Below are 26,518 nucleotides of genomic sequence, written 5' to 3' on the forward strand. Positions count from 1 at the left end.
CGATGGGCAAATGAATTGCCCTGCAATATCAGATCTAATAGGCGTTTTGCTTTGTGATGTGATATTAAAGACACCGCAATCATAGATTGTTGTGCCATAGGCCAAACTGGTACTGTGCGGTGACAAGGATAGCAATTGGCATATGATAAATTTTCGCTGTATATGCCGAGTCTTCAGGGAACCAAGTCCGTTCATTAATAGACTGTTTAGCCATTTACTCACATTGTCTCGACTTGTTGATTATAGTTAAAGACGTGATGTAAGGCTGAGTAGTGAATTTTTTGAATATTGATCGGAGATAGAAATGAGCGATTTAAAAGCAGCAGCGCTACGTGCACTTAAACTTATGGACCTAACTACGTTGAATGATGATGACACTGATGCAAAAGTGATCTCACTATGTCATGACGCGAAAACAGCAGTAGGCAACACAGCTGCAATTTGTATTTACCCTCGCTTTATTCCTATTGCTAAGAAGACACTTCGTGAGCAAGGTACGCCAGAGGTTCGTATTGCAACAGTAACGAACTTCCCACATGGTAACGACGACATTGAAATCGCAGTTGCTGAAACAAAAGCGGCGGTTGCTTACGGTGCAGACGAAGTTGACGTAGTTTTTCCTTACCGCGCGCTAATGGCGGGTGATGAGAAAGTAGGCTTCGAACTAGTTAAGCAATGTAAAGAAGCTTGTGGTGACATTCTTCTTAAAGTGATCATCGAAACAGGTGAACTAAAAGAAGAAGCACTAATCAAGAAAGCATCTCAAATCTGTATTGAAGCAGGTGCTGACTTCATTAAAACTTCAACTGGTAAAGTGCCAGTAAACGCAACACCAGAATACGCTCGCATGATGCTTGAAGTTATTCGCGACATGGGTGTTGCAGAAACTGTTGGTTTCAAACCAGCAGGTGGTGTGCGCACTGCTGAAGACGCAGCAGCATACCTAGCAATGGCTGACGAAATCCTAGGTGACAACTGGGTTGATGCTCGTCACTACCGTTTTGGTGCGTCTAGCCTGCTAACCAACCTACTAAATACATTAGAAGTATCGGACGACGTCGCTGATCCAACAGCGTACTAATTCCAATAATGCGTCTGAACGGTAGCACCTAAACGGGTGCTACCAAACCTCTTCTATCCTACTACAACCATGGCTCAAAAGAGCTTGGGAGGCACTAATGTATTTACCACAAGAAATCATTCGTAAAAAACGTGACGGCGAAGTCCTAACCGCCGACGAAATCAACTTCTTTATTCAAGGCGTAGCGAACAACACGGTATCTGAAGGTCAGATTGCGGCGTTTGCTATGACGATTTTCTTTAATGAAATGACCATGGATGAGCGCATCGCCTTAACGTGTGCAATGCGTGATTCGGGCATGGTTATCGACTGGAGCCACATGAACTTCGGTGGTCCAATTGTCGACAAACACTCAACCGGTGGTGTGGGTGACGTAACTTCTTTAATGCTTGGCCCAATGGTGGCAGCGTGTGGCGGTTTCGTACCTATGATCTCTGGCCGCGGTCTTGGTCATACAGGCGGTACGCTGGATAAACTTGAATCTATCCCTGGTTACAACATTACGCCGAGCAACGATGTTTTTGGTCAAGTAACCAAAGACGCTGGTGTGGCGATCATCGGTCAAACTGGTGACCTTGCTCCTGCGGATAAGCGTGTTTACGCGACTCGTGATATTACCGCAACGGTAGACAATATCTCCCTGATTACGGCGTCGATCCTTTCTAAGAAACTGGCGGCGGGTCTGGAATCGCTAGTGATGGACGTAAAAGTGGGTTCAGGTGCATTTATGCCAACTTACGAAGCGTCTGAAGAGCTAGCAAAATCAATCGTTGCGGTAGCAAACGGTGCTGGCACTAAGACTACGGCAATTCTTACGGACATGAACCAAGTATTGGCGTCTTCAGCGGGTAACGCAGTGGAAGTTCGTGAAGCGGTTCGTTTCTTAACGGGTGAATACCGTAACCCTCGTCTACTTGAAGTGACCATGGCTTCATGTGCTGAAATGTTAGTACTTGGCAAGCTTGCTGAGAACACAGAAGACGCACGCGCAAAACTGATGGAAGTGCTGGATAACGGCAAAGCGGCTGAGTGCTTCGGCAAGATGGTTGCCGGCTTAGGCGGCCCAGCAGACTTCGTAGAAAACTACGACAACTACTTAGAAAAAGCAGAAATCATCAAGCCAGTTTACGCAACAGAAACGGGCATTGTCTCTGCAATGGATACACGTGCTATCGGCATGGCTGTGGTTGCTATGGGTGGTGGTCGTCGAGTTGCTACTGATGAAATCGACTACGCAGTTGGTTTCGACGAGTTCATCCGCCTAGGTGAGGTCGCAGACAGTGATAAACCTCTTGCGGTCATCCACGCTCGCACTGAAGAGCAATGGGAAGAAGCGGCAAAAGCACTGCGCAGTGCAATCAAAGTAGGTGGTGAATACACACCAACTCCAGAGGTTTACCGCCAAATTCGTGCAGAAGATATCTAATAGAACAAGTAATTACACAAGGCCTACTCAACCATAATAAAAAGCCGAGTGGGCCTAAGGAACGAGCAATGAAAAGAGCATTTATTTTAGTACTAGACTCATTCGGTATCGGTGCAACTGCCGATGCTAAAGAATTTGGTGATGTAGGTTCAGACACACTAGGTCACATCGCTGACCAATGTGAAAAAGGCTTAGCAGATAACGACAATCGCCAAGGTGCACTTCGCCTTCCAAATCTATCGAAACTTGGTTTGGCAATGGCGCATAAAGAATCGACAGGTCGCTTCGCACCTGGACTAGACGCAGACGCTGAAATCATTGGTGCATACGGTCATGCAGCAGAGCTTTCTTCAGGTAAAGACACGCCGTCTGGTCACTGGGAAATCGCAGGTGTTCCTGTTCTGTTTGACTGGGGTTACTTCACTGACAAAGCAAACAGCTTCCCGAAAGAATTGACTGACCGCATTCTTGAGCGTGCAGGTCTTGACGGTTTCCTAGGTAACTGTCACGCGTCTGGTACTCAAGTTCTTGACGATCTTGGTGAAGAGCACATGAAGACTGGCAAACCAATCTTCTACACGTCTGCTGACTCTGTATTCCAAATCGCATGTCACGAAGAGACTTTCGGTCTAGACCGTCTACTAGAGCTTTGCCAAATCGCACGTGAAGAGCTAGAAGATTACAACATTGGTCGTGTTATCGCGCGCCCATTCGTTGGTGCTGGTAAAGGTCAATTTGAGCGTACAGGTAACCGTCGTGATCTTTCTGTAGAGCCACCATCAGCAACGGTTCTTCAGAAGCTCGTTGATGAGAAGCAAGGCAACGTGGTTTCTATTGGTAAGATTGCTGATATCTACGCAAACTGCGGCATCACTAAGAAAGTGAAAGCGACAGGTATCCCTGCATTGTTCGAAGCAACGCTAGAGCAAATCAAAGAAGCGGGCGACAACACGATCGTATTCACTAACTTTGTAGACTTCGACTCAGCTTACGGTCACCGTCGTGACGTAGCGGGTTACGCAGCGGCACTTGAGTACTTCGATGGTCGTATCAACGAAGTGCTAGAGATTATGGAAGAAGACGATGTGCTTATCCTAACGGCAGACCACGGCTGTGACCCAACATGGCCAGGCACTGACCATACTCGTGAGCACATCCCAGTATTGGTTTATGGTCAAAAAGTACCAGCTGGTTCTCTTGGCCGCCGCGAAACATTCGCAGATATCGGTCAAACATTGGCAAGTTACTTCGGTACTTCTCCAATGGATTACGGTAAGAACTTCCTATAATTAGTTAGGTTTTTGAAAACTAGGAGCTTGATTGCTCCTAGTTTTATGTTTGCAGTATGTAAATGCTGCTTGTCGGAAATGAGAATACTCTGGCTTATATCGCCTTAAGCGCGGAGCGCTAGAGAAAGGTTAAGGAAAAGAAAATGGCAACTCCACATATCAATGCTGAAATGGGTGCATTTGCAGACGTCGTACTGATGCCTGGTGATCCACTACGTGCAAAATACATCGCAGAGACTTTCCTTGAAGATGTCGTTCAAGTGTGTGACGTTCGTAATATGTTTGGTTACACAGGCACATACAAAGGCCGTAAGATCTCGGTAATGGGCCACGGTATGGGTATCCCATCATGCTCGATTTACGCGACTGAACTAATCAAAGACTTCGGCGTGAAGAAAATCATCCGTGTTGGCAGCTGTGGCGCAGTGAATGAAGACATCAAAGTGCGTGATGTTGTGATCGGCATGGGTGCATGTACTGACTCTAAAGTGAACCGTATCCGCTTTAAAGGTCATGACTTCGCGGCAATCGCAGACTACAACATGGTTCGTGCGGCAGAAGACGCTGCAAAAGCTCGCGGTATTGACGTTAAAGTTGGTAACCTATTCTCAGCAGAGCTTTTCTACACGCCAGATCCAGAAATGTTCGATGTAATGGACAAGTACGGCATTGTTGGTGTTGAAATGGAAGCGGCTGGTATTTACGGTGTTGCGGCAGAATACGGTGCAAAAGCTCTGACAATCTGTACGGTTTCTGATCATATCAAGACTGGCGAACAGACTACATCTGACGAGCGTCAAACGACATTCAACGACATGATGCTAATCGCACTAGATTCAGTATTGCTTGGTGACGAAGAGTAAGCGACGAAGAGTCATTCTATTTTTCGCTCTCAAGAGCTAAAAAAACAGCCCACACATTGCGGGCTGTTTTTATATGAGTTGTTAGCGCTACCTAGTTACTTGGTTAGCAGCAGGTTTGGCGCTTTTTTACGACGTATCGGTTGTCGACGTAAAATCAAGATGAACAACATACCACAGACAAAGCTCATTAAGACCATCATGTACATATAACGATCGCTCTTGCGATAGTGGTGGTCAGAAATAGCCGTCACCCGGCCCGTCTCAAAAGTCACGCGAACAAAACCGATAAGCGCACCATCTGCAAAAACTGGTTCAACCAACTGCTGGCGACCAATGGAAGCTGTTGCCAAAGGCGTATCCAGGCCAAGAACTTCGCGTACCGATAATGCCTCTTCACTAGACGCTAAACGTACACCCTGTGCATCGTAGATTGTTGCATCAAACACTAAACGGTCTTGTGCTAGTTGGTTTGTTAGCTGAAGTAATCGTTCTTGATCTTTAGTTAAAATCATCTCACTGGCAGAAAGAGACGCCTGTGAAATCAAAACTTTGGTGAGTGTTTCAAGCTGTTGTGCTTGAATTTTCTCATTACCCTTACTGATCACAACACTGTTTTTTATTGTGATAAACAACATCACACACAGTAGGATTAGTGCCAGAATTCTTAGGGCATTCCTTACTGAGAACAAAGATTCACTCATGCTCTTTACTCATCCATTTAAAATAAAACAAAGACTTGCCTTTTTAGTTTGTTGAGGTAACGTTTTAGCAAAGTCATAAGGGATTATATACATGGACGCGTCAAAAAGCTTGCCTATCAGAAAACATACGACACTTTTAAAACGATTACCCGAGACTCGATTTGCCTCCCAATTAGATAAAGCAAAAGCAAACTGGATCGTATTTGCTGAGTACCTTTCGCCAAGTCACTTCGAAGACATTGATTTCTTCACCGGCTTTTACAACCCAATACTAGAAACGTGGAAAGTTGGCCAATATGAAGTAGCCCTGATGGCCGGAGAGTTGACTCCTCAACATGAAACGATCTTACAAAGTCTCAACCTAGATTACGCCTCGCTTAATGAAGTGCCCGATCTATCAACCCAAGGGTTGATTGTATTTGATATGGATTCAACGGCGATCCAGATAGAGTGTATTGATGAAATCGCGAAACTGGCAGGAGTAGGGGATGAGGTCGCTGAAGTCACTGAACGTGCCATGCAAGGTGAGCTGGATTTTGAGCAAAGTTTACGTCAGCGAGTTGGTAAGCTCAAAGGTGCCGATGAATCAATTCTTGAACAAGTTCGTGCCCAGTTACCATTCATGCCGGACTTTGAAGCGCTAATTGCGACGTTGAAAGCCTTGGGCTGGAAAACAGCGATTGCCTCCGGTGGTTTTACTTACTTCTCTGATTACATCAAAGATAAAGTCGACTTAGACTTTGCTCGCTCCAATCAATTAGAAATTATTGACGGCAAACTCACGGGTAAAGTACTTGGCGATGTGGTAACGGCGCAGATGAAGTCTGACATTCTAGTGGAACTGGCGGATGAATATGAAATTGAGCAGCACAACACGGTTGCTGTCGGTGATGGCGCTAATGATCTTGTGATGATGTCGGTGGCAGGATTAGGGATTGCGTATCACGCAAAACCAAAAGTGGAAGCTCAAGCGCAATCAGCGATTCGCTTTGCAGGGTTGGGCGGTGTGCTCTGTATTTTATCTGGCGCATTGGTGAAGCAGCAAAAGGTCAGCTGGAAAGCTAAACCTTAACCATCCATTCAAAAACACCGCCAGAAAGGCGGTGTTTTTTTTCAATTTGGTATGACTTTGAATTTACTCGGTTAACTCCAATCTAATTACAACCTCTTCAGTAATGTCTTCAAATTCACTGTAACCAACGAGCGCTGTTAACTCTTTTTCTAACTTGCTCGCTTGATGTACGCCAAATTGGGTTAAGTCACTTAAATCTTGTTGCAGTAATGATGTCATCGGATCGAAAATTGGCGCAGTAGAAAGGCGAATCACGTAAAAGTCACCCATCATTCGGGCTTTCTTTATAAATTGAATCCGCTCTTTTACGCTGTTGAACTCTTGATGAAGCTTTGACTCAATGCCTGTAATTTTATTGCCTACTTTTGCGGCGCTTATGTAGATATCCTGATGTCTGGCTTGAGCACCTTCTACACGTTTTATTGGCTCTGCGATTAATGTGCTTGTCCGGCCTTTAAAGATAGGTTCAAGTGACAACAGTTGGTCATGCCCAAGACGGGCAAAAAGCTCAATGTGTTTAGGTAGCGGCAAGTTCACCCCGATAACGGGGGTTTTGATTGAAGATGACGTACTCTTACTGATAAAAATGGGCGTGCTCAGCGTACGCGAGAGCAACATGCAGTGTAGCCTTTCAAGTAGAGCATTACTTGGTAGCGTCTCTTTTTGCGGGATTAGCTTGTCTTGATTGTGCTCGATAATGCTGTTGAAAAAAGCGATTACCTTCATGGTTTGGCTGCTTTCATCAATAACTAGCTGCACGCTACAACCGTCTGGGCTTACACGAATTACTCGGTATGGCACCGACATTAACGGCAATTTTTTATCGTAGAGTTGTAATTCTCGAAAGTTGATTCTTACCTCTTGCCCAGAACGTAACATTGTGGGCTCACTTAGCCTAATTCCGAGTCCTCGTTTGGAAAGGTCAACAGTACTGCCGCCTGTTTTAGTCTGTCCTGAGTACAACTCTAAAGGTGTTTTAAAACGATAACGAGGCTCTTTTCGACGAGACTTTGCATCAAAATAAATGCCCTTTGGATTGCCGATAACTCTTCTCGGATGGCGAAACGCGTTTAATGTATTAGCGGGTAAGCGCGGCTTTTCAGTTAGCAGGTAATCCTGCCCTGACTTTTCGTCAGCAATTTCTTGCAAAATACCAATATGAGTCAGTGATTGAGACGTTTCTGCCAACTCTGGAGAGAATGCTGCTAGGTCTTCCTGTTCTTGCTCTGATAGTTCAAAGATTGAAATTCTAAAGGCGCGCCAACTCTCTCGTTTGCCACCTAAATGCCAAAATAGCTGGCGCTGTTCGCGAGTTGCTTCTGGGCGAAACATCGAATAGAAATAGGTTCGATTCTCGTGCTCGTGAGTAAATGAATAAAGGACATTGGTTGTTCCTTTAACACCAGGCTTAATGAGTGACGCGATGCGTTGCTCGTTGAATAAGGAACCAAACATTTGCTGGTTTCTCTCATCGTGCCAGTATTGCCAAAGCTTTTGATTGTTTGGCGTTAACATTGCTAATTTTAGGTCACTACCATCAAAGAATAGAGGCAAGCTGCTAGTGTGCTTTAGTGCGATGTGCTCATAACCGCGAGTTCGAGCTCGAATAATCTTGTCTTGATTGTCGTGACGAGCCCTTTTAGCAGCACTGTTGAGCGCTTCATCTATCACTCTGGTGACGACATTGGTATCAGTTAAGCGTATGGTTCTGAGGTATCGAACTGAGTCATTTTCGTAACAGTCATCAACCGCGAGTATGCGGTATGCAAGCGGTTTCTCTATACCTGCAACGTTAGATTTGCTGGCAAATTCAGTAAACGTGACCTGAATAATTTCCCCAAGGTTATATTTAAATGCGCTCGGGACTTTGAACTTTGCGCCAGAGCTAGATAAATCAATGCTTAATCCATGAAGAAGCTGTCCTTTAGAACGGCAAATTTCAACTTGAGATTGGACTTTCAAGCGTTTTTCTTGGCGCTTTAAATCGTAGCCTAGGTGAACGGGTTCTGCTAAGAACGGGCTTTTAGGATCCGTTAACGATTGCGTTTTTTGCTGAGTAAGGCGCTTGCTCATTACGCGAAAGTTATTTCGCGTGTTGACCAATGCTTCCCACATTCCTTCCGTGTAGCAGCCAAACTTTTTGATGTTTTTATGGTAAGCGTTGAAAGCAACATCATCCAACCAATGTGGAATACCATCCAAAATATACTCGCGACATTCGCCTTGAACGCGACCTCGCAAATCAATGCTTTTTTTGCATGGAGCCATTAAGCGGTTAAGTTCCATTTTAACCAAAATTTTGGCCGAAGGCGGCTCTTCCTCGGTCAGTTGGCCAAGGACAAAGTCAAAGTCATTCGTACCGTAAACGGGAATGAGTCGTTCTGCGAGCGAGAGAATTTCAGATTGCTGCATTATTTCTGTTAGAGTATGTCGTTACTTTAAATTGTATCGGCTAAGCGAAGTAATACTTAAGTATATCAATAGTTCATTTCAGTTCAGGTCTGACTTGGCTGTGCTTAGTCACATTTGTAGAAAAAATTGAGGCATCATGGCGAAAGCAAAACGAGCGTATGTTTGTAATGATTGTGGCGCGGACTTTCCCCGTTGGCAGGGGCAGTGTAACGCATGTGGTGCATGGAATACGATAACAGAAGTACGTATCGCTGCATCGCCAACCGTTGCTCGCAATGAACGCTTAAGCGGCTACGCTGGTTCCGCAACAGAAGCTACGGTTCAAACGCTATCCGAAATTGATCTGCAAGAAGTACCTCGCTTCACCAGTGGGTTTAAAGAGCTTGACCGCGTGTTGGGTGGTGGTGTTGTGCCAGGTGCCGCAATTTTGATTGGCGGTAACCCTGGCGCAGGTAAATCAACCCTTCTGTTGCAAACCATGTGTAGTTTATCTGCGCAAATGCCAACGCTTTACGTAACCGGTGAAGAGTCATTACAGCAGGTGGCAATGCGTGCTTCCCGATTGGGCTTGCCGAAAGATCATTTAAAAATGCTATCGGAAACGAACGTCGACAAAATTTGCCAAATCGCCGAAAAAGAGCAGCCTCGTATAATGGTAATAGACTCGATTCAGGTGATGCACGTTTCTGATGTTCAATCGTCGCCTGGCAGTGTTGCTCAGGTACGTGAATCTGCGACGGCTCTGACACGATACGCAAAACAGAATAATGTTGCGGTATTTATTGTTGGTCACGTAACAAAAGATGGTACCCTTGCGGGCCCCAAAGTTCTTGAACACATTATCGACTGTTCGGTACTACTCGATGGTGGAACGGATAGCCGATTCCGCACTTTGCGTAGTCATAAAAACCGTTTTGGCGCTGTGAATGAGCTTGGTGTATTTGCAATGACAGGCCAAGGATTGAAGGAAGTGAGTAACCCATCAGCGATCTTCCTTTCTCGTGGTGAAGAAGAAACATCAGGCTCTTCCGTCATGGTGGTTTGGGAAGGTACGCGCCCTCTGCTAGTAGAGATTCAAGCGCTGGTGGATTACTCGCAGTTAGCCAACCCTCGTCGTGTTGCGGTCGGCTTGGAGCAGAACCGCCTATCACTTTTGCTCGCTGTGTTGCATAAGCATGGTGGCTTACAAATGGCAGACCAAGATGTCTTTGTTAATGTGGTTGGCGGTGTTAAGGTGACGGAGACGAGCGCTGATCTTGCTTTAGTTATGGCGCTTTTATCGAGTTTTCGTGACCGTCCACTCCCTAAAGATGTGGTGATTTTTGGTGAGGTAGGGCTTGCGGGCGAAATCCGTCCAGTGCCAAGTGGGCAAGAGCGTTTGAATGAAGCGTTCAAACATGGTTTCAAGAAAGCCATTGTGCCAGCAGCCAACATGCCGAAAGGTGGCATCCCTGGCATGCAAATTCACGGCGTTAAGAAATTGTCGGAAGCTATAGAGGCTTTTGACGAGCTGTAATGCTCATAAGAATGGTATTTGTGCAATCACAAACCGTTCTATCCGTCCTCAATAAAATGCGAATAAAGTACATAAATTGCTGTGTTTGACTATGCTTTGGGGACGGAAATTTCACGTTAAAATTTTTTTTCTTCCATCCGCACGCAAGGGTATCAGTATTGACAGAATGTGATATACTCTGCGCGCACTTTATACCTTATTAACAGAGTAAGACAATGACTGATTTATCAAAATACAGAAACATTGGTATTTTTGCTCACGTAGACGCGGGTAAAACTACCTCTACAGAGCGTATCCTAAAGCTAACTGGTAAGATCCATAAGATCGGTGACACTCACGACGGTTCAACTACTACTGACTTCATGGAGCAGGAAGCTGAGCGTGGTATCACAATCCAGTCTGCAGCAACAACTTGTTTCTGGAACGATCACCGTCTAAACATCATCGATACTCCTGGACACGTTGACTTCACTATCGAAGTTTACCGTTCTCTAAAAGTACTTGACGGTGGTATCGGTGTATTCTGTGGTTCTGGTGGTGTTGAGCCTCAGTCAGAAACTAACTGGCGTTACGCTGACGAATCACACGTATCACGTCTGATCTTCGTTAACAAACTAGACCGTATGGGCGCAGATTTCTACAAAGTTGTAGATCAAGTACAGAACGTACTAGGTGCTACACCTCTAGTTATGACTCTACCTATCGGTATCGAAGAAGATTTCGTAGGTGTTGTAGACGTACTAAGCCAACAAGCTTACGTATGGGATGAGTCTGGCCAACCAGAGAACTACGAAGTTCAAGATATTCCAGCAGACATGGTAGAGAAAGCTGCTGAATACCGTGAAATGCTAATCGAAACTGCTCTAGAGCAAGACGAAGATCTAATGATGGCTTACCTAGAAGAAGGCGAAGAGCCATCTCTAGAAGACATCAAACGTTGTATCCGTAAAGGTACTCGTGATCTAGCATTCTTCCCAACTTACTGTGGTTCAGCGTACAAGAACAAAGGTATCCAACTTATTCTTGACGCGGTAATTGATTACCTACCATCTCCAACAGAAGTTGATCCACAGCCTCTAACTGATTCAGAGACTGGTGAGCCAACTGGTGAAGTTGCGACTGTATCTGCAGACGAGCCACTACGTGCTCTTGCATTTAAGATTATGGATGACCGCTTCGGTGCTCTAACCTTTATCCGCATCTACTCTGGTAAGATGAAGAAAGGTGACACAATCCTTAACTCTGCAACTGGTAAAACAGAGCGTATCGGCCGTATGGTTGAGATGCACGCGGACGAGCGTAACGAGATCGATTCAGCACAAGCTGGTGACATCATCGCTGTAGTTGGTATGAAGAACGTTCAAACTGGTCACACTCTATGTGATCCTAAGCACGAATGTACTCTTGAGCCAATGATCTTCCCAGATCCAGTAATCTCTATCGCAGTTAAGCCTAAAGATAAAGGCGGTTCTGAGAAGATGGGTATCGCGATCGGTAAAATGGTTGCAGAAGATCCATCATTCCAAGTTGAGACTGATGAAGATTCAGGCGAAACTATCCTGAAAGGTATGGGTGAACTTCACCTAGACATCAAGGTAGATATCCTTAAGCGTACTTACGGCGTTGAGCTAGAAGTTGGTGCTCCACAGGTTGCTTACCGTGAAACTATCACTCAAGCAATCGAAGATAGCTACACGCACAAGAAACAGTCTGGTGGTTCTGGTCAGTTCGGTAAGATCGACTACCGCATCAAACCAGGTGAGCCAAACTCTGGCTTCACGTTCAAATCTACAGTTGTTGGTGGTAACGTACCTAAAGAATTCTGGCCTGCAGTTGAGAAAGGCTTTGCGTCAATGATGGAGCACGGTGTTCTAGCTGGCTTCCCTACTCTAGACGTTGAAGTTGAACTATTCGACGGTGGTTTCCACGCAGTTGACTCTTCAGCTATCGCTTACGAAATCGCAGCGAAAGGTGCATTCCGTCAGTCTATGCCTAAAGCTGGCGCGCAACTTCTTGAGCCAATCATGAAAGTTGACGTGTTCACTCCAGAAGATCACGTTGGTGACGTAATCGGTGACCTTAACCGTCGTCGTGGTATGATCAAAGACCAACAAGCAGCGTCTACTGGCGTACGTATCAAGGGTGATGTACCTCTATCAGAAATGTTTGGTTACATCGGTACTCTACGTACTATGACTTCTGGTCGTGGTCAGTTCTCTATGGAGTTCTCACACTACGCACCATGTCCAACAAACGTTGCAGAGCAAGTAATTGCTGACGTTAAAGAGCGTAACGCTAAGAAGTAATTCTTAAGTTAACTCTATAACTTGAAAGCCCCGCTTAGTGCGGGGCTTTTTGTATCTAGCAGTCTTATACGCAGAGCGTGTTTGTTTTGATGATTGTTATGATGCCGTTCTAGTACTGTTGCCTTTTAGGTCAATGGTCTTAAAGTCTGGTACCACTGACTTTTCAAATATTTCTATTTCTTCCTTCAACCATTGCGCAAACAATTGAGCTTTAGGTCTTTTTAAGTAGCCTTTTGGCGCACACAAGTAATACGCAAAGTTGGGCTTGATAGCGATATCTCCAATTCGGACCAATTTGCCAGAACGAAAATATTGATGAGCTAAACTGTGTTTTACCAATGCGACGCCTTGAAGTGATAGTGCAGCCTCAAGCACGAGATGTGATCCACTGTATTTTAAGGTAGGCTTTGCTGCGCTGTGACCCAAGGCTGCTAACCACATATTCCAATCAAGATCAGGCCAAACATCTTCAATCAGCTCAGCTTTGCTTAAATCCTCGATGTTATAGATCCCGTGCTCTTTCTGATACACCGGATGACAAGCAGGATAAAAAGCTTCGTCCATCAGCCATTGTGATTCTAAATTGGGATATTTTCCTAAACCGTAACGAACACATAAATCTATCTGGCTATCTTGAAAAGACACCAAATCATTGGTTGGTTCTAATAGCAAGGCGATATCAGGGTGACGCTGGCGAAAAGCCGTAATTTTCGGGACCAACCAATGATGAGCGAAAGAGGGGAGTGTTGATATCGAAAGGTGGTTCGGGTTTGGATCTTGATTGACTAATCTAACCCCTTGCTGCAAATGAGCAAACCCTCTTTCTGCCTGAGTAAACAGTAGCTCTCCCTCAGGTGTGAGCACGATTTTTCTGTGCTGACGAACAAATAGGTCCGTGCCTAAGAACTCTTCTAAATGACGAATTTGCTGACTAATGGCCGCTGGCGTAACAAACAGTTCTTTTGCTGCCGTTTTAAAGCTTCCTTCCTTTGCTGCAACGAAAAAGTAATACAAGCCCTGTAAGGGAGGCATTCGATCTTTCACATTAGTTTTCCTTAACTCTATGGCAGATTCTATCGTTTGAGGATATCAGCGTAGTCGCTGATTATTAAGTGGTCAACATTGTATAGGGATCTTTGAAATGGAAAACATGACACACACTTGTGAGCGTACTATACCTACTGCCCATCAGAGCGGGTTACAGTTAATTTATTCTAAACTGGCGGCTTGGAGAAGGAACTATAAGACACGTCGTCACTTGAGAGAGTTACCAAAGCACCTTTGGGACGATATTGGATTAGGTGAAAGGGAGATTAGTTGTGAAGTGAGTAAGCCATTCTGGAGAGAGTAGTCTATGAGTTTGATTCAAGCTCAAAGTTAAGTTGCACTCCCCAATGGTGTTGAGGAGTGCAAGCAAAATTACAAGTCTTCTTCCCACACGACCAATTCATCTTTTGGCCAATTGTGGCCTATCTCATGATACTTTTGTTCGAGCACATGACGTTTAATTTTAAGCGTTGGCGTCAGTACGCCATTTTCTATACTCCAAGGTTCTTTAATCATTAACACACCTTTGATTTGCTCATGAGAGGCGAGTTCTTGATTCATCCTGGCAATAACTTTACGTGTGGTACGTGCGTATCGCTCTCGATCAAAGTTAGGGAAGTCATGTGGCACAACCAAAAGAATCGGAGCGGGTAGCCCTAAACCGATGAGACACATCATCTCTACGCGACTGTACTCGAAAAGCTTTTTCTCGATAGGAACCGGAGAGACAAATTTACCTTTGGCGGTTTTGAAGTTATCTTTTTTACGGCCTTGAATCGTTAGATAACCATCTGAGTCGATAGCGCCGATATCGCCTGTGTGTAGCCAGCCCTCTGAATCAAAAGACTCTTGGGTGGCAATGTCATTTTTGTAGTAGCCAGAAAATAGCCCTTTGCCACGCACCATGATTTCATCATCAGCTGCGATTTTTAACTCAATGCCTGGCCCTGCATTACCGACACTACCGATTTTGTCAGCTCTAAATGGGTAGTTGAGCGTGCTGTAGGCAAATGATTCCGTCATCCCCCAAGCCTCTGTGATATCAAGGCCCACTGAGTGGTACCATTCCAACAGCGCTGGCGATACAGGTGCGGAGCCACAGCCTAATACTCGAGCCTGATCTAAACCTAGACCATCTGCTAGCTTTTTCTTGATCAAAGAATTGACGAATGGGATTTTCAACAGAATATTGAGCTTCTTCTGTGGAAGTTTGTCTTGAATACGTTGCTGGAATAGCGTCCATAATCGTGGGACGGAGATAAACAGAGTTGGTCGGTGCATCTTCACATCTTCGATAAAAGTGTCCAGTGATTCTGGAAATGCTGTTGGCACGCCACCCATAATCGATGAACCGAAGATATAAACACGCTCTGTAATATGAGCGAGCGGTAAATAAGAGAACAATCGGTCGTTTTCTTGGATACCAATATGATTGATAAGTTGCTGAACAGACCAACTGAATGCGCCGTAAGTTAGCATCGCGCCTTTCGGTAACCCTGATGTGCCTGAGGTATACACCAACGACATTAGCTTGTCATCGTAATGCTGCGGACGCTCTTCACTTGGCACTGCATCAGCAATGAGCGCTTGGTATTCGTGCTTACACTTAGGTGCCGTGTCATAAGGTAGAGCGATGCTAATGAGTTCAGGCATAGCATCAATGACTTGCTGAGTTGCTTTGGGATCATCGAGTTTTCCGCCAATGATCGCTTTACTTTCACTATGAGTCACACAGTATTCGATGGTGTCTGCACCGGCGGTAGGAAAGATTGGCACACTGACATAGTCACCAAGCATCATAGCAAGATCGCAAATAAACCATTCTGCACAGTTTTTAGATACTAACGCGACTTTGTCGCCAGGCTTTACACCAAGCGAGCGTAGTGCGCTGACAAGTTTTAAGGCTTGATCTGCAACATCAGAGAATGTGTACTCAACAAACTGTCGGTTAATAATTTGTTTTAGGTAGACCTCATTTGGACGCTCTTGAGCCCATTTGAGGATCATTTCATTTGGTGGTGGGAGAGCGCAACCAGCAGCGCTATTTAGATTCGGCTGATTCATTTTAAGTGACTCCATGTCTTCTCATTGTATTTATAATTGTTAACGCATTGTTAACTTTAGCATGTTAAATCGCGACACGGGAATGCATTTTGATGAAATATGTGGGGAAGATAGCGTTAGTTGTTCTGACAGTTGCTACAAATAAAGCCTAAAACTGCTGTCGATAATTTGCTGGAGACAGACCTGTTTTTTTCTTAAAAATTCGAGAAAAGTAAGAAACGTCTCGATACCCGCACTGATAAGCAATGTAAGCAATTTTCATCGATTCATTTTCAATTAGCATTTTCTTAGCTAATGAAATGCGTTTCGCCGTGACATAATCACGAAAGCACATACCCACTTTACGGTGGAAAACTTTGGAAAAGTAGTTCGGCGAGTAATGACAAAGAGCGGCTGCTTCCTCTTCTCTTAGGTCCTTATGAACGTTATTGGCGATGTAATGGACTACGTCTGAAAAGTTTGACTTGCCGCTTCGAGAGAAAAGTTTATCTACCGAGATTTGTTCTTCGTCTACTTTACTATGCAAAAAGTATTTCAATTTTATTTGTGAAAGCCAGATAGGAAGAGTGAGCTCGTTCAACTTATAATATTCCGCACAAATATGCTTGGGCGGCAAGTGAGGAGCCGTATCTTTTGGAGATACGACGATTAGTTTTTTGTCGAGGTTTTTACAGAGCGTTATAACACCTTTCAAGTGCTCTTGATGATCACAGGTTATGTAGTAAAAGAAATAGCTATGTTCTTTATCACTGAGGACTGAGATATCTTTACTGCAGTCCATAATGTCAAAGCACCCATCAAACTCACAACGAAATTGTTCCGGCAGCGAGCAAAGGGTCTCTCCTATCCAGTAAGCTTTGGTCTGTTTATCCATATGAATCCTGCTCAGTACGTACTACACCAATGTTAGTATGCATTGAGGTCAGTCGAGCCTCATTCCTTGAGCTTCAGACCTCACCCTTTCGTTTATTAAGCTTAGGCTTATATAGTCATACTGCAAGTGTGAAATGTGTCACATAGCTTACAGTGATGTGTCTTATTTATGATACATTTCGCCTCTGAAGCGCAGACAGGCAAGAAAGTACTAACCTTTGGCAAAAAAGTCCTAACCCCCCTAATTCTTGATGACTAATGTTTAAGCATGATTCGGGTGTATATGATACCTGCGTCATGGACAAGCGAGATTTGGTTAAATAAAGGGGATAATCTTATGGATAACTTTCGCAATCTAATCAAGGACTTCATGGAAGACGAAGAGGGGCTAACACTTTTGGAGTACATCCTAGGTGCGGCACTAATTGTTACTGCATTCTTGACTTCAGGCTTCTGGACAACCTTGTCTAACAAGTTCACTTCAGTAGCTGGTCGTATTAGCTCTTCGTAATGGTTAGCGAGTTAATTATTTGGTCATTACTTATTGCGATTGGAGTTTCAGACGCACAGAAACACAGAATACCGAATAAAGCGGTGCTTATGCTTTTGGTTGCAGTAACTGCAAACGTAATTTACAACCCAGCCACAACTGGTTTGGATCATTTATATGGTGGGTTGGTTGCGTTTGCGGTGTGTTTCGCGCTGTATCTTTTCAAAGTAATGGCTGGAGGAGACGTTAAGTTACTCGCCGTCATAGGGGCATGGTTGGGATTGAGTAACCTTGGGGAAGCGTCTACCGGGATAATACTCGCTGGAGGCATTGTCGGCATTTTTTATCTAATGCTACATGTGTCATCGACTAGTGTTGCTCTATCACATCAGATTAAAGGGTATTGCTTAGAAAAAGTAACACCAGGTTTTAGGTCCAGTAAGCCGTTAGTCATTCCATTCGCGCCGATAATCGTAATTGGATTAGCTTATTTTTCCTATACCCACTAAATAAAAATAATAAATGGCATGCAGCATCAGTTGGCTAAGCAACTTCAAGGAGGGGAAGTGTGATGGGCTCTGTGTATTGGGAAAAACTCGTGCCACAAATAAATCCACCAAAAGTACCTTCATCGGTAGAAGGTCTTGGCATACCGGCTTCAGTCGTTGAAAACTTAGTGTTGAAACACCTGTCAGCTTATCCGAAATGTGATTTGATCGAGTTAACACAGCGGTTATGTGTGGTTTCAAATATTGTTGAACTTGCTTTGGCGCAGTTGAGGAAACGAAGCTGGGTTGAGGTATATCAGCCTACATCTGAGAAGCTAAACCATTCGTACTCGAACATTCGTTATAGTCTAACGGAATTAGGACTTGCGGAAGCAGACATTGCATATAGAAAAGATCCATATATCGGTCCTGTTCCAGTTTCTTTGGAAGAGTATTGGACCGTTGTTGAAGGACAAGATCTACGCAAAAACCCTGTTACCCGTATCGATGTAGAGCGTGCATTATCTGATGTTTTTGGCTCGGATCACTTAGTTCCTGTTCTCGGACCTGCTATCAACTCTGGACGAGCTTTGTTGCTTTACGGCCACGCGGGTACTGGTAAAAGTTACGTTGCATCAAGAGTGCTCAATGCAATGAACACTTCGGTGTTTATTCCTTACGCCGTATATGCCGATGGCAACATCATCAAAGTGTTCTCAGAGCATCATCACCGTCGTTTAGACAACTCCCATTCTCAGGTTTTCGTTAAGTTGGAAACCCATTACGACAAACGCTGGGTTCTTTGTGAAAGACCAAACATTCAAGTGGGCGGTGAGCTGACATTGGAGATGCTTGAGGTAAACCACAGCGAGCATAATCGTGTATGGATTGCGCCACTTCAAATGATGGCTAACAACGGAATCTTAGTGATTGATGATCTCGGTCGTCAGTCAATGCCTGTTGATGCCTTGCTAAATAGATGGATCGTTCCAATGGAATACTTATTTGACCATCTGGCGCTGCCAAATGGTCAACAAGTAACGGTGCCATTTATGCTTACTTTGGCATTCTCATCCAATTTTGCACCAAGCAAAATTGCTGACCCTGCTTTTTTACGCCGTCTGGGGTACAAAATTGAGTTTAAGCCACTTGGTGATGATGACTATAAAGCGCTTTGGTTATCGCTGTCCAAAGACTTGCAACTCGCGTTGTCGCCTGAATTTTTTGACACATTAAATCAATTGCACCGTGAAAATAAAATGCCTAATTATCCATGCTTACCTAAAGATCTTTTGGGCATTAGCAGAGACGTTCTCGTTTTTGAAGGAAAACGAAAAGTCGTCTCATCAGACATTTTAACTCGTGCCTGGGGACTGTATTTCACAGTGGATGAATAGGGAGATCTAAATTATGAGTCGGACTCAAGTCATCATGCTATTGCTACTCTCCATTGTTTTCGGCCTTGCTGCCGTGTTGATAGCTAAACAATGGATGGATGGCAGAAACCAACCAACAGTCGAGTTAGAAGAGGTCGAAAGGCATCCCGTTTTAGTTGCCGCCATGGAGCTAGAACCAGGAACTATTCTCTCTGAGAAACATTTGTCTACTAAGCTCATGGAAGTGGACTGGATAGATGATGAAACATTGAAAGTAAAAGAACAGGCATTGGGAAGAATCGTTGCCAATACTATTTACGCGGGTGAACTTGTTAACCCTCATCGCCTTGCCCTACCTGGTGAAGGCGCAACACTTGCTGCATTAATTCCAGAAAACAAGCGAGCAATCACTATTCGCGTAAATGACGTTATCGGTGTGGCAGGTTTTTTGTTACCAGGCAACAAGGTCGATGTCCTGAATACAGTGAGTTATGGACAAGGTAAAAACGCCACAACAAAAACAGTGCTTAAAAATATCAATGTTCTTGCGGTGGACCAAACAGCCAAAACGAATGATAACAAACCCGTGATTGTACGCGCTGTGACTTTAGAAGTAACACCGAAAGAGGCAGAAAAGCTCTTATCGGCGAACAGCAAAGGCGATATACAGCTTGCTCTGCGCAACCCTCATGAAGTGGATAAACCTGTTGTAGCAAGAAAATACACGCCACGACCTAGTGTGACCATTATTAAGGGATCTCAGGCATCCAGTGTCCGAGTCAGCAATTAGGTGAATTATGAAAACAATAATATTACTTGTTAGCCAGTTACTTTTCGTCAGCTTGTCTGTTAACGCAGCTACGGCGCAGTCAGGAAAAGTCGTAACCGTTGCACATCACCAATCAACTCAATTGATGATATCAGGCCAAGCAAAGAAAGTGACGTTAGGGGATCCAGAAGTCTTGGATATTTTAGTGCTCAGATCGAACGAGCTGTTTCTTATTGGTAAGAAGTTAGGTACCACGAATGTGTCGGTGTGGGATCGCAGAGGCCGGTTAATTGAGCAGTTTAACGTGGAAGTCACGCATGATCTAAATACGCTTAAGTCGAAGCTTTATCAGTTCTTGCCGGATGAAAATATCGAAGTGCACAGTGCGCAAGAAAAAGTGGTACTTAGAGGCTTGGTCAGCAGTCAGCAAAACATGGACACTGCGGTCAAAATTGCTGAAACCTTTGCTTTGGGTGAAGCGGCAGATGAAGAAGATGATAGCTCTAAAGATGATGAAAGTATGGTCATCAATCTACTTTCTATTGGTGGTGCTCAGCAGGTGACGCTAGAAGTTACCGTTGCCGAAGTACAGCGCACACTTGTAAGACGCTTCGACTCAAACTTCCACTTTTTCCAAAGAAGTGGGGATTTTACTTGGGGTGGTACGACTGCTGGTGGCGGTATTGATGGCATTGGACCGATTTTGAACGTCCCAACAGTCGAAGATTTCGGTTTTCTCGGATCGTTTATCGACAGTAATACCTTGTTTACCTTTGCGCTTGATGTGGCGAAGCAAAATGGCGTAGCGAAAGTGCTGGCAGAGCCTAGCCTTACCGCATTAAGTGGTACGCAAGCCGAGTTTGTCGCTGGTGGTGAATTCCCAATTCCAGTACCAAATGAAGATGGCATTACCATCGACTACAAAGAGTACGGTGTTCAACTCGACTTTGTTCCGTTTATTTTGAGCGATAAGAGAATCAATCTCAAACTGAACGTCAATGTGAGTGAAATTTCCAATTCTGGTGTGTTGACGTTTAATCCAAACGAAGTGAATGCCACTTTCTTTATTCCACCAATCACAAAACGAAGTGCTGGTACAACGATTGAGCTAGCAGATGGTCAAACCATTGGTATTGCGGGGCTATTGAGTGAAAACGCGCGTAACGTTGCGAATGGTATACCTGGTGCGAGTGATCTACCTGTGTTAGGCCGCTTGTTTAAGAGTGAAGAATTTACCTCTGGGGAAACAGAACTAGTCATTCTGGTTACTCCTCGATTAGCAACCCCAATTGATCGACGTCGAATCACTCTACCAACAGATGGTTTTGTTGCTCCAAACGATGTGGAGTTCTATTTGCTTGGTAAAGGTGCTGAGTTGGATTTCGATAGGTACCAGCTAAACGACATTAGTGAAGAAGATACTAACAACAATTTTATTCAATACGGTTCGTCAGAAGGTGGCTCTGAGGGCAAGTTTGGGCACAGTCTATAAGTGGGAGAACAAGATGAAAAGCATAATGATAATGACCATTTGTTTCACATCATTCGGCTTGTTTGGCTGTGCGAATGACCCCGAGCTTGGTATCTCGGTTAGCCAGCTGCGCGCTGAACAAACTCTGAATCCAGAAGCCTGGTATGAGAATTTGGGCTACTTACCGGAAGGTAGTGGTGAGCGCACACAAGTTAGCTTAGAGGTATATAACAACAATGGGGTAGCCAAAGATGATTAAGTGATACGTTCACTTAGGAGGGGCTATGCGAAGGAATATGCATATAGCGCCAAGGAGAGCTCAGAAAGGGATTACCTTGGTATTAATTAGTTTAGTTTTATTATTTTTACTTGGTGTTGCAGCCTTTGGTATTGATTTGAATCACCAAGTACTCAATAAAACAAGACTACAAAACGCGGTCGACTCCGCTGCATTAGCGGCTGCGGTTGTCGTCGATGAAAGGACCGACGCGGCAGATTTGGCTGAGCGGCTTAGTTTAGCGACGCAAGCGGCGAATGATGCTCTGACTCATTCTGCTGCGTCTGATGGTAACCAAGAATTAGTTTACACGGGGGAAAACATAGATGTAACTTTCTCAAATTCGAACGCTAAAGGCTCATTTGTTGAAGCTGGAGAGTTCTCTTTGGGCAGTGACAGCGACATCTATGTTCGTGTTGCCGTTAGTAATGTTCTTTTGACACAGTATTTAAGTGGCATGTTTGGGCTCGACAAAGGGGTGTCAGCAAGTGCTGTTGCAGGACCAAGTGCGCCAAGCATTACTACATGTAACGTGTCGCCTATTGCTATGTGTGGCGATGTAGGCTCAGCTGATCTGGCGTGGGGATACATTCCTTCTTCAAACCCAAACTACAATGGCGCACAAGATCGAGATGCTGACACTATTCATGTATTGAAACCATCAGGGCACACGGATGGTGGCATTGGTTCGGGTAACTACCACCTTTTAGACTTTGGTTCCGGTAAAAATACAGTAAGAGAAATGCTGGCAGGGGATACTGAGGAGTGCATAACAGTCGGTGATTTAGTCACAACAGAGACTGGTAAAGGTACGGGACCAGTAGCTCAAGGTCTAAATACGAGATTTGATGGGGGTAAGCCAGATGAAGGCATTACTTCAGATAAGTACATCGAAGAGTCCAACGTAACATACGACAATTACCAACAACAATATCAGGATGCGGAAGATCCGGCCGTTGATAACGATGCGTTTTATTATGCCGATTATGTCGAAGGGTTAGCCGCTTGTACGGGGGGGCCTGGCGCGTGCAAGTCGCAATATTACCGAGCGGATGGGAAAACCGATCGAAGGGTATTACGAGTGCCGATCGTTCGTTGTGATGAAGCTCCAAAAAAAGGCGGCAAGATGGATTTAGAAGTACTGGGCCTAGGATGCTTTTTTGTTACTCAGGAAGTGCAAAACAAGGGGAATGAATCGGAAATATTCGGTCAGTTTCTAGAGGATTGTACGGTAAAAAATGCGTCGTCTGGGGTAGATCCGGATGAAGATGGAGTTGGGCCATACAAAATCGTTCTATACAAAGACCCGTCAAGTGGAGGGTCTTAATATGATGTACTCCAATAGAAAGCATCAGATGAAAAAGATGGCTAACCAGAAAGGACTGGCAATTATAGAGTTTATTCTTGCATTGCCAGTGCTACTGATGCTGACCGTATTAGTTATCGACGTGAGCCGAGCTTTTATTCAATACACAGAGGTCAACAAAGCGTTGCAAAATGGCGCACGGTATGCCGTGGTTGATACTTATGGCACGTTAGATTTTGAAGGTATAGCTGAAGAATCTGATATTAAAAATGTGGTGATCTATGGCACGCCGAGTGGCGTTGGTACGCCGGTAATCGACTATATTGAAGCTGCTGACATTATTGTGACTCAACCAACGGACACCAATAAGGTTGTCACCATATCGGCTACTTATAATTATGAGCCTATTTTCTCAACCTTACCTTTTACCGGAACCTCTTTGGCTTTCAGTATTGGCTCTTCTGCGTCAATGAGGACTAGCCCATGAAACAATGGATAAGGAAACAGAAAGGACTGACCCAAGTTGAGTTTTCGTTAATTGCACTTGCGGTAATGTTAGTACTGTTCATGATTATTGAGTTTGCAATCTACTTTTATTCAGTGCAAATGGTCAACGAAATTACCAGGCGAGCGGCACGACTTGCCACGGTTTGTTTTATTTCTGAACGTGATGAAATACCTAATCATCAAGCTTTGGAGAGTCTATATCCTTCAGGTTTTACCGCTAATAATTTACAAATCGAATATTTAGACGATACAGGTGCAACTGTTGATGTGTCGGATTTTTTGAGTACTCCACCTGCAGCATCTACAGTGTTAGATGCTCAGTTTTCAAAAATAAAATATGTTCAAGCAAGAGCAGTTGATTATGAATTTAAGTTTTTTGTGTTAGCTGCGCTTATTAGTGCAGTAGGAAAAACGCCTGCTTTTGAAACTGTATTGCCGGCAGAAAGCTTAGGTGTATTAAAGCCTGAAGCTGATAACCCTGCTGTTTATTCGGATTGTTCCGCGGAGTAGCTTTATGTTGAAACCAGTCAAAATGGATAATGAAACACATAAAAGTTTAAAAACTAACTTGATTATTTGGATAGTTTATTCTACATCAAATTTTAAAATTCACATTGCTGATGAACTATCAAGGTGTGTAAATCTAAATATTGATTGGATAGAGCTAGATACCTTTAACTTGGACTTTGTGAAAAATAAGCAAGTTCCTGATCTCATTTATATTGAAACCGGTGAAAGCTGGGCTCAGAAAGTGGCTCATGTTTATTCTAGTGACAGCAGTTTACAGCATAATCATACCGCTTTGATTGTATTTGGCGACGAGAACGATACTGCATCCCTTAAAATGGCATTAAGGCTTGGGGCAACAGATTATTTGTCTCGTTCGGTTGATTTTGGCGAGCTATATCCTTTATTAAAATCTACCGCGGATGAAAAGATTGCTAATAAGAAAATGGGCGATCTAACATTGTTTATTAATACAAAAGGTGGCTCTGGAGCAACCACTTTGGCTATTAATACAGCAATAGAATTATCAAGCTATGCTAAGAGTAAAGTGTTGCTCGTTGACTTGGATATGCAGTTTAGTGATGCCGCTGATTATTTAAACTGTAAGCCTAAATACAATATTAATGATGTGATTGATTCTGTTAATGATTTAGATGAATTATCACTAGAAGGACTAGTCTACCAGCATCCTTCAGGTTTGAATTATTTGTGTTTTAACCAAAATGATCCTAAAGGTAATTACAAGCATGCGGTTCAAGTTAGTAAATTATTACCTATTTTGAGGCAGTTTTACTCACATATTATTGTGGATTTATCTCATGGCGTTGAGCACGTTTATCAACAAATTGTTTCTCCGGCAACACATGTTTTTTTGATTCTGCAACAGAATGTTACCTCGGTGAAGCATGCTGTTAGTTATATACGTTCTTTAGAATTAGACTATGGTTTAAGTAGTCATCAGGTTGAACTAATTGTTAATCGTTTTGAAAAGAAATCGACAATATCGTTGAAAGACATTGAAAATGCGGTTAGTGGACATGCAATACACTTAGTACCTAATAACTTTGCTATTGCTATCGAGAGCGCTAATTTGGGCAACCCAATTGTTCAATCTAAGAAAAATAGTGCGCTGAAAGCGTCTTTGGCTGAAATATCGCACTTATTAGAAAGTCCGACCAAAGAGAATCAAAGTTGGATAAAAAAACTATTTTCTTAGTAAGGGGGAGTTATGTTTTTCAAACGGAAAGGCGTCGGGAGTTCTTTCAATTCCGTAGATGAAACAAAAGAATCCAAGGTTGTGAATGTCGAGTTGGCAAAATCTGATGAAGACACGTCAGATGAGCAAAAGTCTTTGTCGCCGGTAGAAGCCAAGATGAAAGCGATCGAGGAGCAGAAAAAGCAATTAGAACAAGATCTCTCGATAAAACACTACTACCACAAGAAACTACTGGATACCTTGGATCTCGGGCTTCTATCGCATTTGCAAGAAGATCGCGCGAAAGAGGAGTTGCGCGAAGCGGTTGTTCAGCTCATTGCGGAAGATCAAACACACCCATTGAGTTCAGAAGCGCGAAACCGCGTAATACATCAAATTGAAGATGAAGTGTTCGGCCTGGGGCCTCTTGAGCCACTTCTTGAAGATCAAACAATCTCAGATATCTTAGTAAATGGCCCGAAAAATATTTTCGTCGAACGTTTTGGTAAGTTGGAGAAAACACCGCACACCTTTTTAGACGAACGCCATTTGCGCAACATTATCGACCGTATTGTAAGCCAAGTGGGTCGAAGGATCGATGAGGCTTCACCCATGGTGGATGCTCGACTCAAAGATGGCTCACGTTTTAATGCGATTATACCTCCTCTTGCTATTGATGGGCCTTCAGTTTCTATTCGACGTTTTGCGGTTGAACGTTTGAACATGGATAACTTATTAGAACTTGGATCGTTGTCTCCTGAAATGGCGAAGTTTCTTAATGCGGCGGTTGTGGGGGAAATGAATATCCTGATTTCTGGTGGTACAGGTTCTGGTAAAACAACCACGCTAAATATTTTGTCGAGCTTTATTCCTAGCGACCAACGCATTGTAACCATTGAGGACTCGGCAGAGTTACAACTCCAACAGCCACATATTATCCGTTTGGAAACACGTCCTTCCAATATCGAGGGTAAGGGTGAAATTTCTCAGCGTGATTTAGTAAAAAACTCACTACGTATGCGTCCCGATCGGATAGTTGTTGGTGAGGTTCGTGGCTCAGAAGCGGTGGATATGCTATCCGCAATGAACACGGGTCATGATGGGTCTTTGGCTACTATCCACGCGAATACACCAAGAGATGCGCTGAGCCGGATTGAGAATATGTTCTCGATGGCAGGGTGGAATGTGTCGACAAAAAACTTGAGAGCGCAGATCGCGTCTGCCATCAATATTGTTGTGCAAATGGATCGTCAGGAAGACGGTAAACGTCGCATGGTTAGCGTACAAGAAATTAATGGCATGGAAGGTGACGTTATTACCATGTCGGAGATCTTCACCTTCCAAAGAAGAGGGGTCGATCAAGAAGGCAATGTGTTAGGTGATTACATGGCTACAGGGATTGTACCAAGCTGCCATGACCAATTAGTAAAACGAGGCTTAGACGTACCATTTGAAATATTCAATGAAAAAGCCCGTTAGGAG

The 26,518-nt window shown here is 44.0% G+C and carries 25 protein-coding genes; 19 read left to right on the forward strand and 6 right to left on the reverse strand.

Translation table 11 applies throughout. From position 1 onward, the window contains the following. Positions 1–79: 79 nt before the first annotated feature. On the reverse strand, positions 80–214 hold the full coding sequence (locus R7P67_RS08915) for a hypothetical protein (protein WP_005391675.1): 135 nt from the start codon (positions 212–214) through the stop codon (positions 80–82). Positions 215–304: 90 nt separating this feature from the next. On the opposite strand from R7P67_RS08915, the gene deoC reads away from it, so the two are divergent. The 4 genes from deoC to deoD all read left to right on the forward strand — a co-directional run bounded on the left by deoC (position 305) and on the right by deoD (position 4,659). Then, positions 305–1,081: a deoxyribose-phosphate aldolase gene (gene deoC, locus R7P67_RS08920; protein ID WP_005380133.1), complete on the forward strand. Its 777-nt coding sequence runs from the start codon at positions 305–307 to the stop codon at positions 1,079–1,081. A gap of 97 nt (positions 1,082–1,178) precedes the next feature. Then, a complete protein-coding gene (gene deoA, locus R7P67_RS08925) occupies positions 1,179–2,507 on the forward strand; it encodes a thymidine phosphorylase (RefSeq protein ID WP_005380134.1) in 1,329 nt (442 codons plus the stop codon). 68 nt (positions 2,508–2,575) lie between these two features. Continuing rightward, positions 2,576–3,796 carry a phosphopentomutase gene (locus R7P67_RS08930; protein WP_017820430.1) on the forward strand — a complete coding sequence of 407 codons (1,221 nt, stop codon included), beginning with the start codon at positions 2,576–2,578 and terminating at the stop codon, positions 3,794–3,796. A gap of 143 nt (positions 3,797–3,939) precedes the next feature. Beyond that, positions 3,940–4,659 carry a purine-nucleoside phosphorylase gene (deoD, locus tag R7P67_RS08935; protein ID WP_005380140.1) on the forward strand — a complete coding sequence of 240 codons (720 nt, stop codon included), beginning with the start codon at positions 3,940–3,942 and terminating at the stop codon, positions 4,657–4,659. A gap of 95 nt (positions 4,660–4,754) precedes the next feature. Here deoD and R7P67_RS08940 read toward each other — a convergent pair whose 3' ends face one another. Next, positions 4,755–5,360: a YtjB family periplasmic protein gene (locus R7P67_RS08940; RefSeq protein ID WP_005391677.1), complete on the reverse strand. Its 606-nt coding sequence runs from the start codon at positions 5,358–5,360 to the stop codon at positions 4,755–4,757. A 91-nt stretch (positions 5,361–5,451) separates the two neighbouring features. Here R7P67_RS08940 and serB point away from each other — a divergent pair, with 91 nt between their 5' ends. Then, complete coding sequence (gene serB, locus R7P67_RS08945; RefSeq protein WP_005391681.1) at positions 5,452–6,432, forward strand: phosphoserine phosphatase; 981 nt, start codon at positions 5,452–5,454, stop codon at positions 6,430–6,432. A gap of 63 nt (positions 6,433–6,495) precedes the next feature. Here serB and R7P67_RS08950 read toward each other — a convergent pair whose 3' ends face one another. Further along, complete coding sequence (locus R7P67_RS08950; protein WP_238970088.1) at positions 6,496–8,844, reverse strand: PilZ domain-containing protein; 2,349 nt, start codon at positions 8,842–8,844, stop codon at positions 6,496–6,498. 136 nt (positions 8,845–8,980) lie between these two features. Here R7P67_RS08950 and radA point away from each other — a divergent pair, with 136 nt between their 5' ends. Together radA and fusA are read left to right on the forward strand one after the other, a co-directional pair. After that, positions 8,981–10,360 (forward strand): DNA repair protein RadA, encoded by a 1,380-nt coding sequence (gene radA, locus R7P67_RS08955; protein WP_005386443.1) that lies wholly within the window; start codon positions 8,981–8,983, stop codon positions 10,358–10,360. Between the two features lie 215 nt (positions 10,361–10,575). Continuing rightward, the gene (fusA, locus tag R7P67_RS08960) at positions 10,576–12,666 is read left to right on the forward strand and encodes an elongation factor G (RefSeq protein WP_005386444.1); all 2,091 of its coding nucleotides are present in this window, start codon (positions 10,576–10,578) and stop codon (positions 12,664–12,666) included. Positions 12,667–12,762: 96 nt separating this feature from the next. Here fusA and R7P67_RS08965 read toward each other — a convergent pair whose 3' ends face one another. Continuing rightward, positions 12,763–13,710 (reverse strand): LysR substrate-binding domain-containing protein, encoded by a 948-nt coding sequence (locus R7P67_RS08965; protein WP_213871655.1) that lies wholly within the window; start codon positions 13,708–13,710, stop codon positions 12,763–12,765. 106 nt (positions 13,711–13,816) lie between these two features. Here R7P67_RS08965 and R7P67_RS08970 point away from each other — a divergent pair, with 106 nt between their 5' ends. Then, the gene (locus R7P67_RS08970; protein ID WP_224721253.1) at positions 13,817–14,017 is read left to right on the forward strand and encodes a DUF1127 domain-containing protein; all 201 of its coding nucleotides are present in this window, start codon (positions 13,817–13,819) and stop codon (positions 14,015–14,017) included. A 68-nt stretch (positions 14,018–14,085) separates the two neighbouring features. On the opposite strand, the gene R7P67_RS08975 is transcribed toward R7P67_RS08970, so the two are convergent. Both R7P67_RS08975 and R7P67_RS08980 read right to left on the reverse strand, forming a co-directional pair. Beyond that, positions 14,086–15,777: an AMP-binding protein gene (locus R7P67_RS08975; protein WP_031779037.1), complete on the reverse strand. Its 1,692-nt coding sequence runs from the start codon at positions 15,775–15,777 to the stop codon at positions 14,086–14,088. A 148-nt stretch (positions 15,778–15,925) separates the two neighbouring features. Beyond that, positions 15,926–16,651, reverse strand: a complete 726-nt coding sequence (locus R7P67_RS08980; RefSeq protein ID WP_130545037.1) for a helix-turn-helix domain-containing protein — start codon at positions 16,649–16,651, stop codon at positions 15,926–15,928. A gap of 336 nt (positions 16,652–16,987) precedes the next feature. Here R7P67_RS08980 and R7P67_RS08985 point away from each other — a divergent pair, with 336 nt between their 5' ends. From R7P67_RS08985 to R7P67_RS09035, 11 genes are all read left to right on the forward strand, one after another. Then, complete coding sequence (locus tag R7P67_RS08985; RefSeq protein ID WP_031781043.1) at positions 16,988–17,161, forward strand: Flp family type IVb pilin; 174 nt, start codon at positions 16,988–16,990, stop codon at positions 17,159–17,161. Then, positions 17,161–17,649 carry a prepilin peptidase gene (locus R7P67_RS08990; protein WP_031781044.1) on the forward strand — a complete coding sequence of 163 codons (489 nt, stop codon included), beginning with the start codon at positions 17,161–17,163 and terminating at the stop codon, positions 17,647–17,649. The genes R7P67_RS08985 and R7P67_RS08990 overlap by 1 nt, the downstream gene beginning before the upstream one ends. A gap of 62 nt (positions 17,650–17,711) precedes the next feature. Further along, positions 17,712–19,025, forward strand: coding sequence for an AAA family ATPase (locus R7P67_RS08995; RefSeq protein WP_165401630.1), 1,314 nt, complete (start codon positions 17,712–17,714; stop codon positions 19,023–19,025). Positions 19,026–19,038: 13 nt separating this feature from the next. Further along, a complete protein-coding gene (gene cpaB, locus R7P67_RS09000; protein WP_005386448.1) occupies positions 19,039–19,794 on the forward strand; it encodes a Flp pilus assembly protein CpaB in 756 nt (251 codons plus the stop codon). Between the two features lie 7 nt (positions 19,795–19,801). Then, positions 19,802–21,265, forward strand: a complete 1,464-nt coding sequence (locus R7P67_RS09005) for a type II and III secretion system protein family protein (protein WP_005386449.1) — start codon at positions 19,802–19,804, stop codon at positions 21,263–21,265. A gap of 13 nt (positions 21,266–21,278) precedes the next feature. Continuing rightward, positions 21,279–21,503: a hypothetical protein gene (locus tag R7P67_RS09010; RefSeq protein ID WP_031781045.1), complete on the forward strand. Its 225-nt coding sequence runs from the start codon at positions 21,279–21,281 to the stop codon at positions 21,501–21,503. Positions 21,504–21,528: 25 nt separating this feature from the next. Continuing rightward, positions 21,529–22,848, forward strand: a complete 1,320-nt coding sequence (locus R7P67_RS09015; protein ID WP_137282334.1) for a pilus assembly protein TadG-related protein — start codon at positions 21,529–21,531, stop codon at positions 22,846–22,848. A gap of 1 nt (position 22,849) precedes the next feature. Continuing rightward, a complete protein-coding gene (locus tag R7P67_RS09020) occupies positions 22,850–23,314 on the forward strand; it encodes a TadE/TadG family type IV pilus assembly protein (RefSeq protein WP_031781046.1) in 465 nt (154 codons plus the stop codon). Beyond that, positions 23,311–23,844, forward strand: a complete 534-nt coding sequence (locus R7P67_RS09025) for a TadE/TadG family type IV pilus assembly protein (protein ID WP_005386454.1) — start codon at positions 23,311–23,313, stop codon at positions 23,842–23,844. Before R7P67_RS09020 ends, R7P67_RS09025 begins: the two co-directional genes overlap by 4 nt. Before the next feature lie 4 nt (positions 23,845–23,848). Next, positions 23,849–25,057 (forward strand): AAA family ATPase, encoded by a 1,209-nt coding sequence (locus R7P67_RS09030; protein WP_005386455.1) that lies wholly within the window; start codon positions 23,849–23,851, stop codon positions 25,055–25,057. Positions 25,058–25,069: 12 nt separating this feature from the next. Continuing rightward, positions 25,070–26,515 (forward strand): CpaF family protein, encoded by a 1,446-nt coding sequence (locus R7P67_RS09035; RefSeq protein WP_046875025.1) that lies wholly within the window; start codon positions 25,070–25,072, stop codon positions 26,513–26,515. Positions 26,516–26,518 lie beyond the last annotated feature (3 nt).

Source organism: Vibrio sp. Vb0937, assembly GCF_033338855.1.

Coding starts and splice junctions, on each gene's coding strand:
- deoD (WP_005380140.1), top strand. CDS start 3,940: ATGGCAACTCCACATATCAATGCTGAAATGGGTGCATTTGCAGACGTC.
- R7P67_RS09020 (WP_031781046.1), top strand. CDS start 22,850: ATGATGTACTCCAATAGAAAGCATCAGATGAAAAAGATGGCTAACCAG.
- serB (WP_005391681.1), top strand. CDS start 5,452: ATGGACGCGTCAAAAAGCTTGCCTATCAGAAAACATACGACACTTTTA.
- R7P67_RS09015 (WP_137282334.1), top strand. CDS start 21,529: ATGCGAAGGAATATGCATATAGCGCCAAGGAGAGCTCAGAAAGGGATT.
- deoA (WP_005380134.1), top strand. CDS start 1,179: ATGTATTTACCACAAGAAATCATTCGTAAAAAACGTGACGGCGAAGTC.
- R7P67_RS09010 (WP_031781045.1), top strand. CDS start 21,279: ATGAAAAGCATAATGATAATGACCATTTGTTTCACATCATTCGGCTTG.
- R7P67_RS09030 (WP_005386455.1), top strand. CDS start 23,849: ATGTTGAAACCAGTCAAAATGGATAATGAAACACATAAAAGTTTAAAA.
- R7P67_RS08990 (WP_031781044.1), top strand. CDS start 17,161: ATGGTTAGCGAGTTAATTATTTGGTCATTACTTATTGCGATTGGAGTT.
- R7P67_RS08950 (WP_238970088.1), bottom strand. CDS start 8,844: ATGCAGCAATCTGAAATTCTCTCGCTCGCAGAACGACTCATTCCCGTT.
- R7P67_RS08930 (WP_017820430.1), top strand. CDS start 2,576: ATGAAAAGAGCATTTATTTTAGTACTAGACTCATTCGGTATCGGTGCA.
- fusA (WP_005386444.1), top strand. CDS start 10,576: ATGACTGATTTATCAAAATACAGAAACATTGGTATTTTTGCTCACGTA.
- R7P67_RS09025 (WP_005386454.1), top strand. CDS start 23,311: ATGAAACAATGGATAAGGAAACAGAAAGGACTGACCCAAGTTGAGTTT.
- R7P67_RS08980 (WP_130545037.1), bottom strand. CDS start 16,651: ATGGATAAACAGACCAAAGCTTACTGGATAGGAGAGACCCTTTGCTCG.
- deoC (WP_005380133.1), top strand. CDS start 305: ATGAGCGATTTAAAAGCAGCAGCGCTACGTGCACTTAAACTTATGGAC.
- R7P67_RS09005 (WP_005386449.1), top strand. CDS start 19,802: ATGAAAACAATAATATTACTTGTTAGCCAGTTACTTTTCGTCAGCTTG.
- cpaB (WP_005386448.1), top strand. CDS start 19,039: ATGAGTCGGACTCAAGTCATCATGCTATTGCTACTCTCCATTGTTTTC.
- R7P67_RS08995 (WP_165401630.1), top strand. CDS start 17,712: ATGGGCTCTGTGTATTGGGAAAAACTCGTGCCACAAATAAATCCACCA.
- R7P67_RS08940 (WP_005391677.1), bottom strand. CDS start 5,360: ATGAGTGAATCTTTGTTCTCAGTAAGGAATGCCCTAAGAATTCTGGCA.
- R7P67_RS08985 (WP_031781043.1), top strand. CDS start 16,988: ATGGATAACTTTCGCAATCTAATCAAGGACTTCATGGAAGACGAAGAG.
- R7P67_RS08915 (WP_005391675.1), bottom strand. CDS start 214: ATGGCTAAACAGTCTATTAATGAACGGACTTGGTTCCCTGAAGACTCG.
- R7P67_RS09035 (WP_046875025.1), top strand. CDS start 25,070: ATGTTTTTCAAACGGAAAGGCGTCGGGAGTTCTTTCAATTCCGTAGAT.
- R7P67_RS08975 (WP_031779037.1), bottom strand. CDS start 15,777: ATGAATCAGCCGAATCTAAATAGCGCTGCTGGTTGCGCTCTCCCACCA.
- R7P67_RS08970 (WP_224721253.1), top strand. CDS start 13,817: ATGACACACACTTGTGAGCGTACTATACCTACTGCCCATCAGAGCGGG.
- radA (WP_005386443.1), top strand. CDS start 8,981: ATGGCGAAAGCAAAACGAGCGTATGTTTGTAATGATTGTGGCGCGGAC.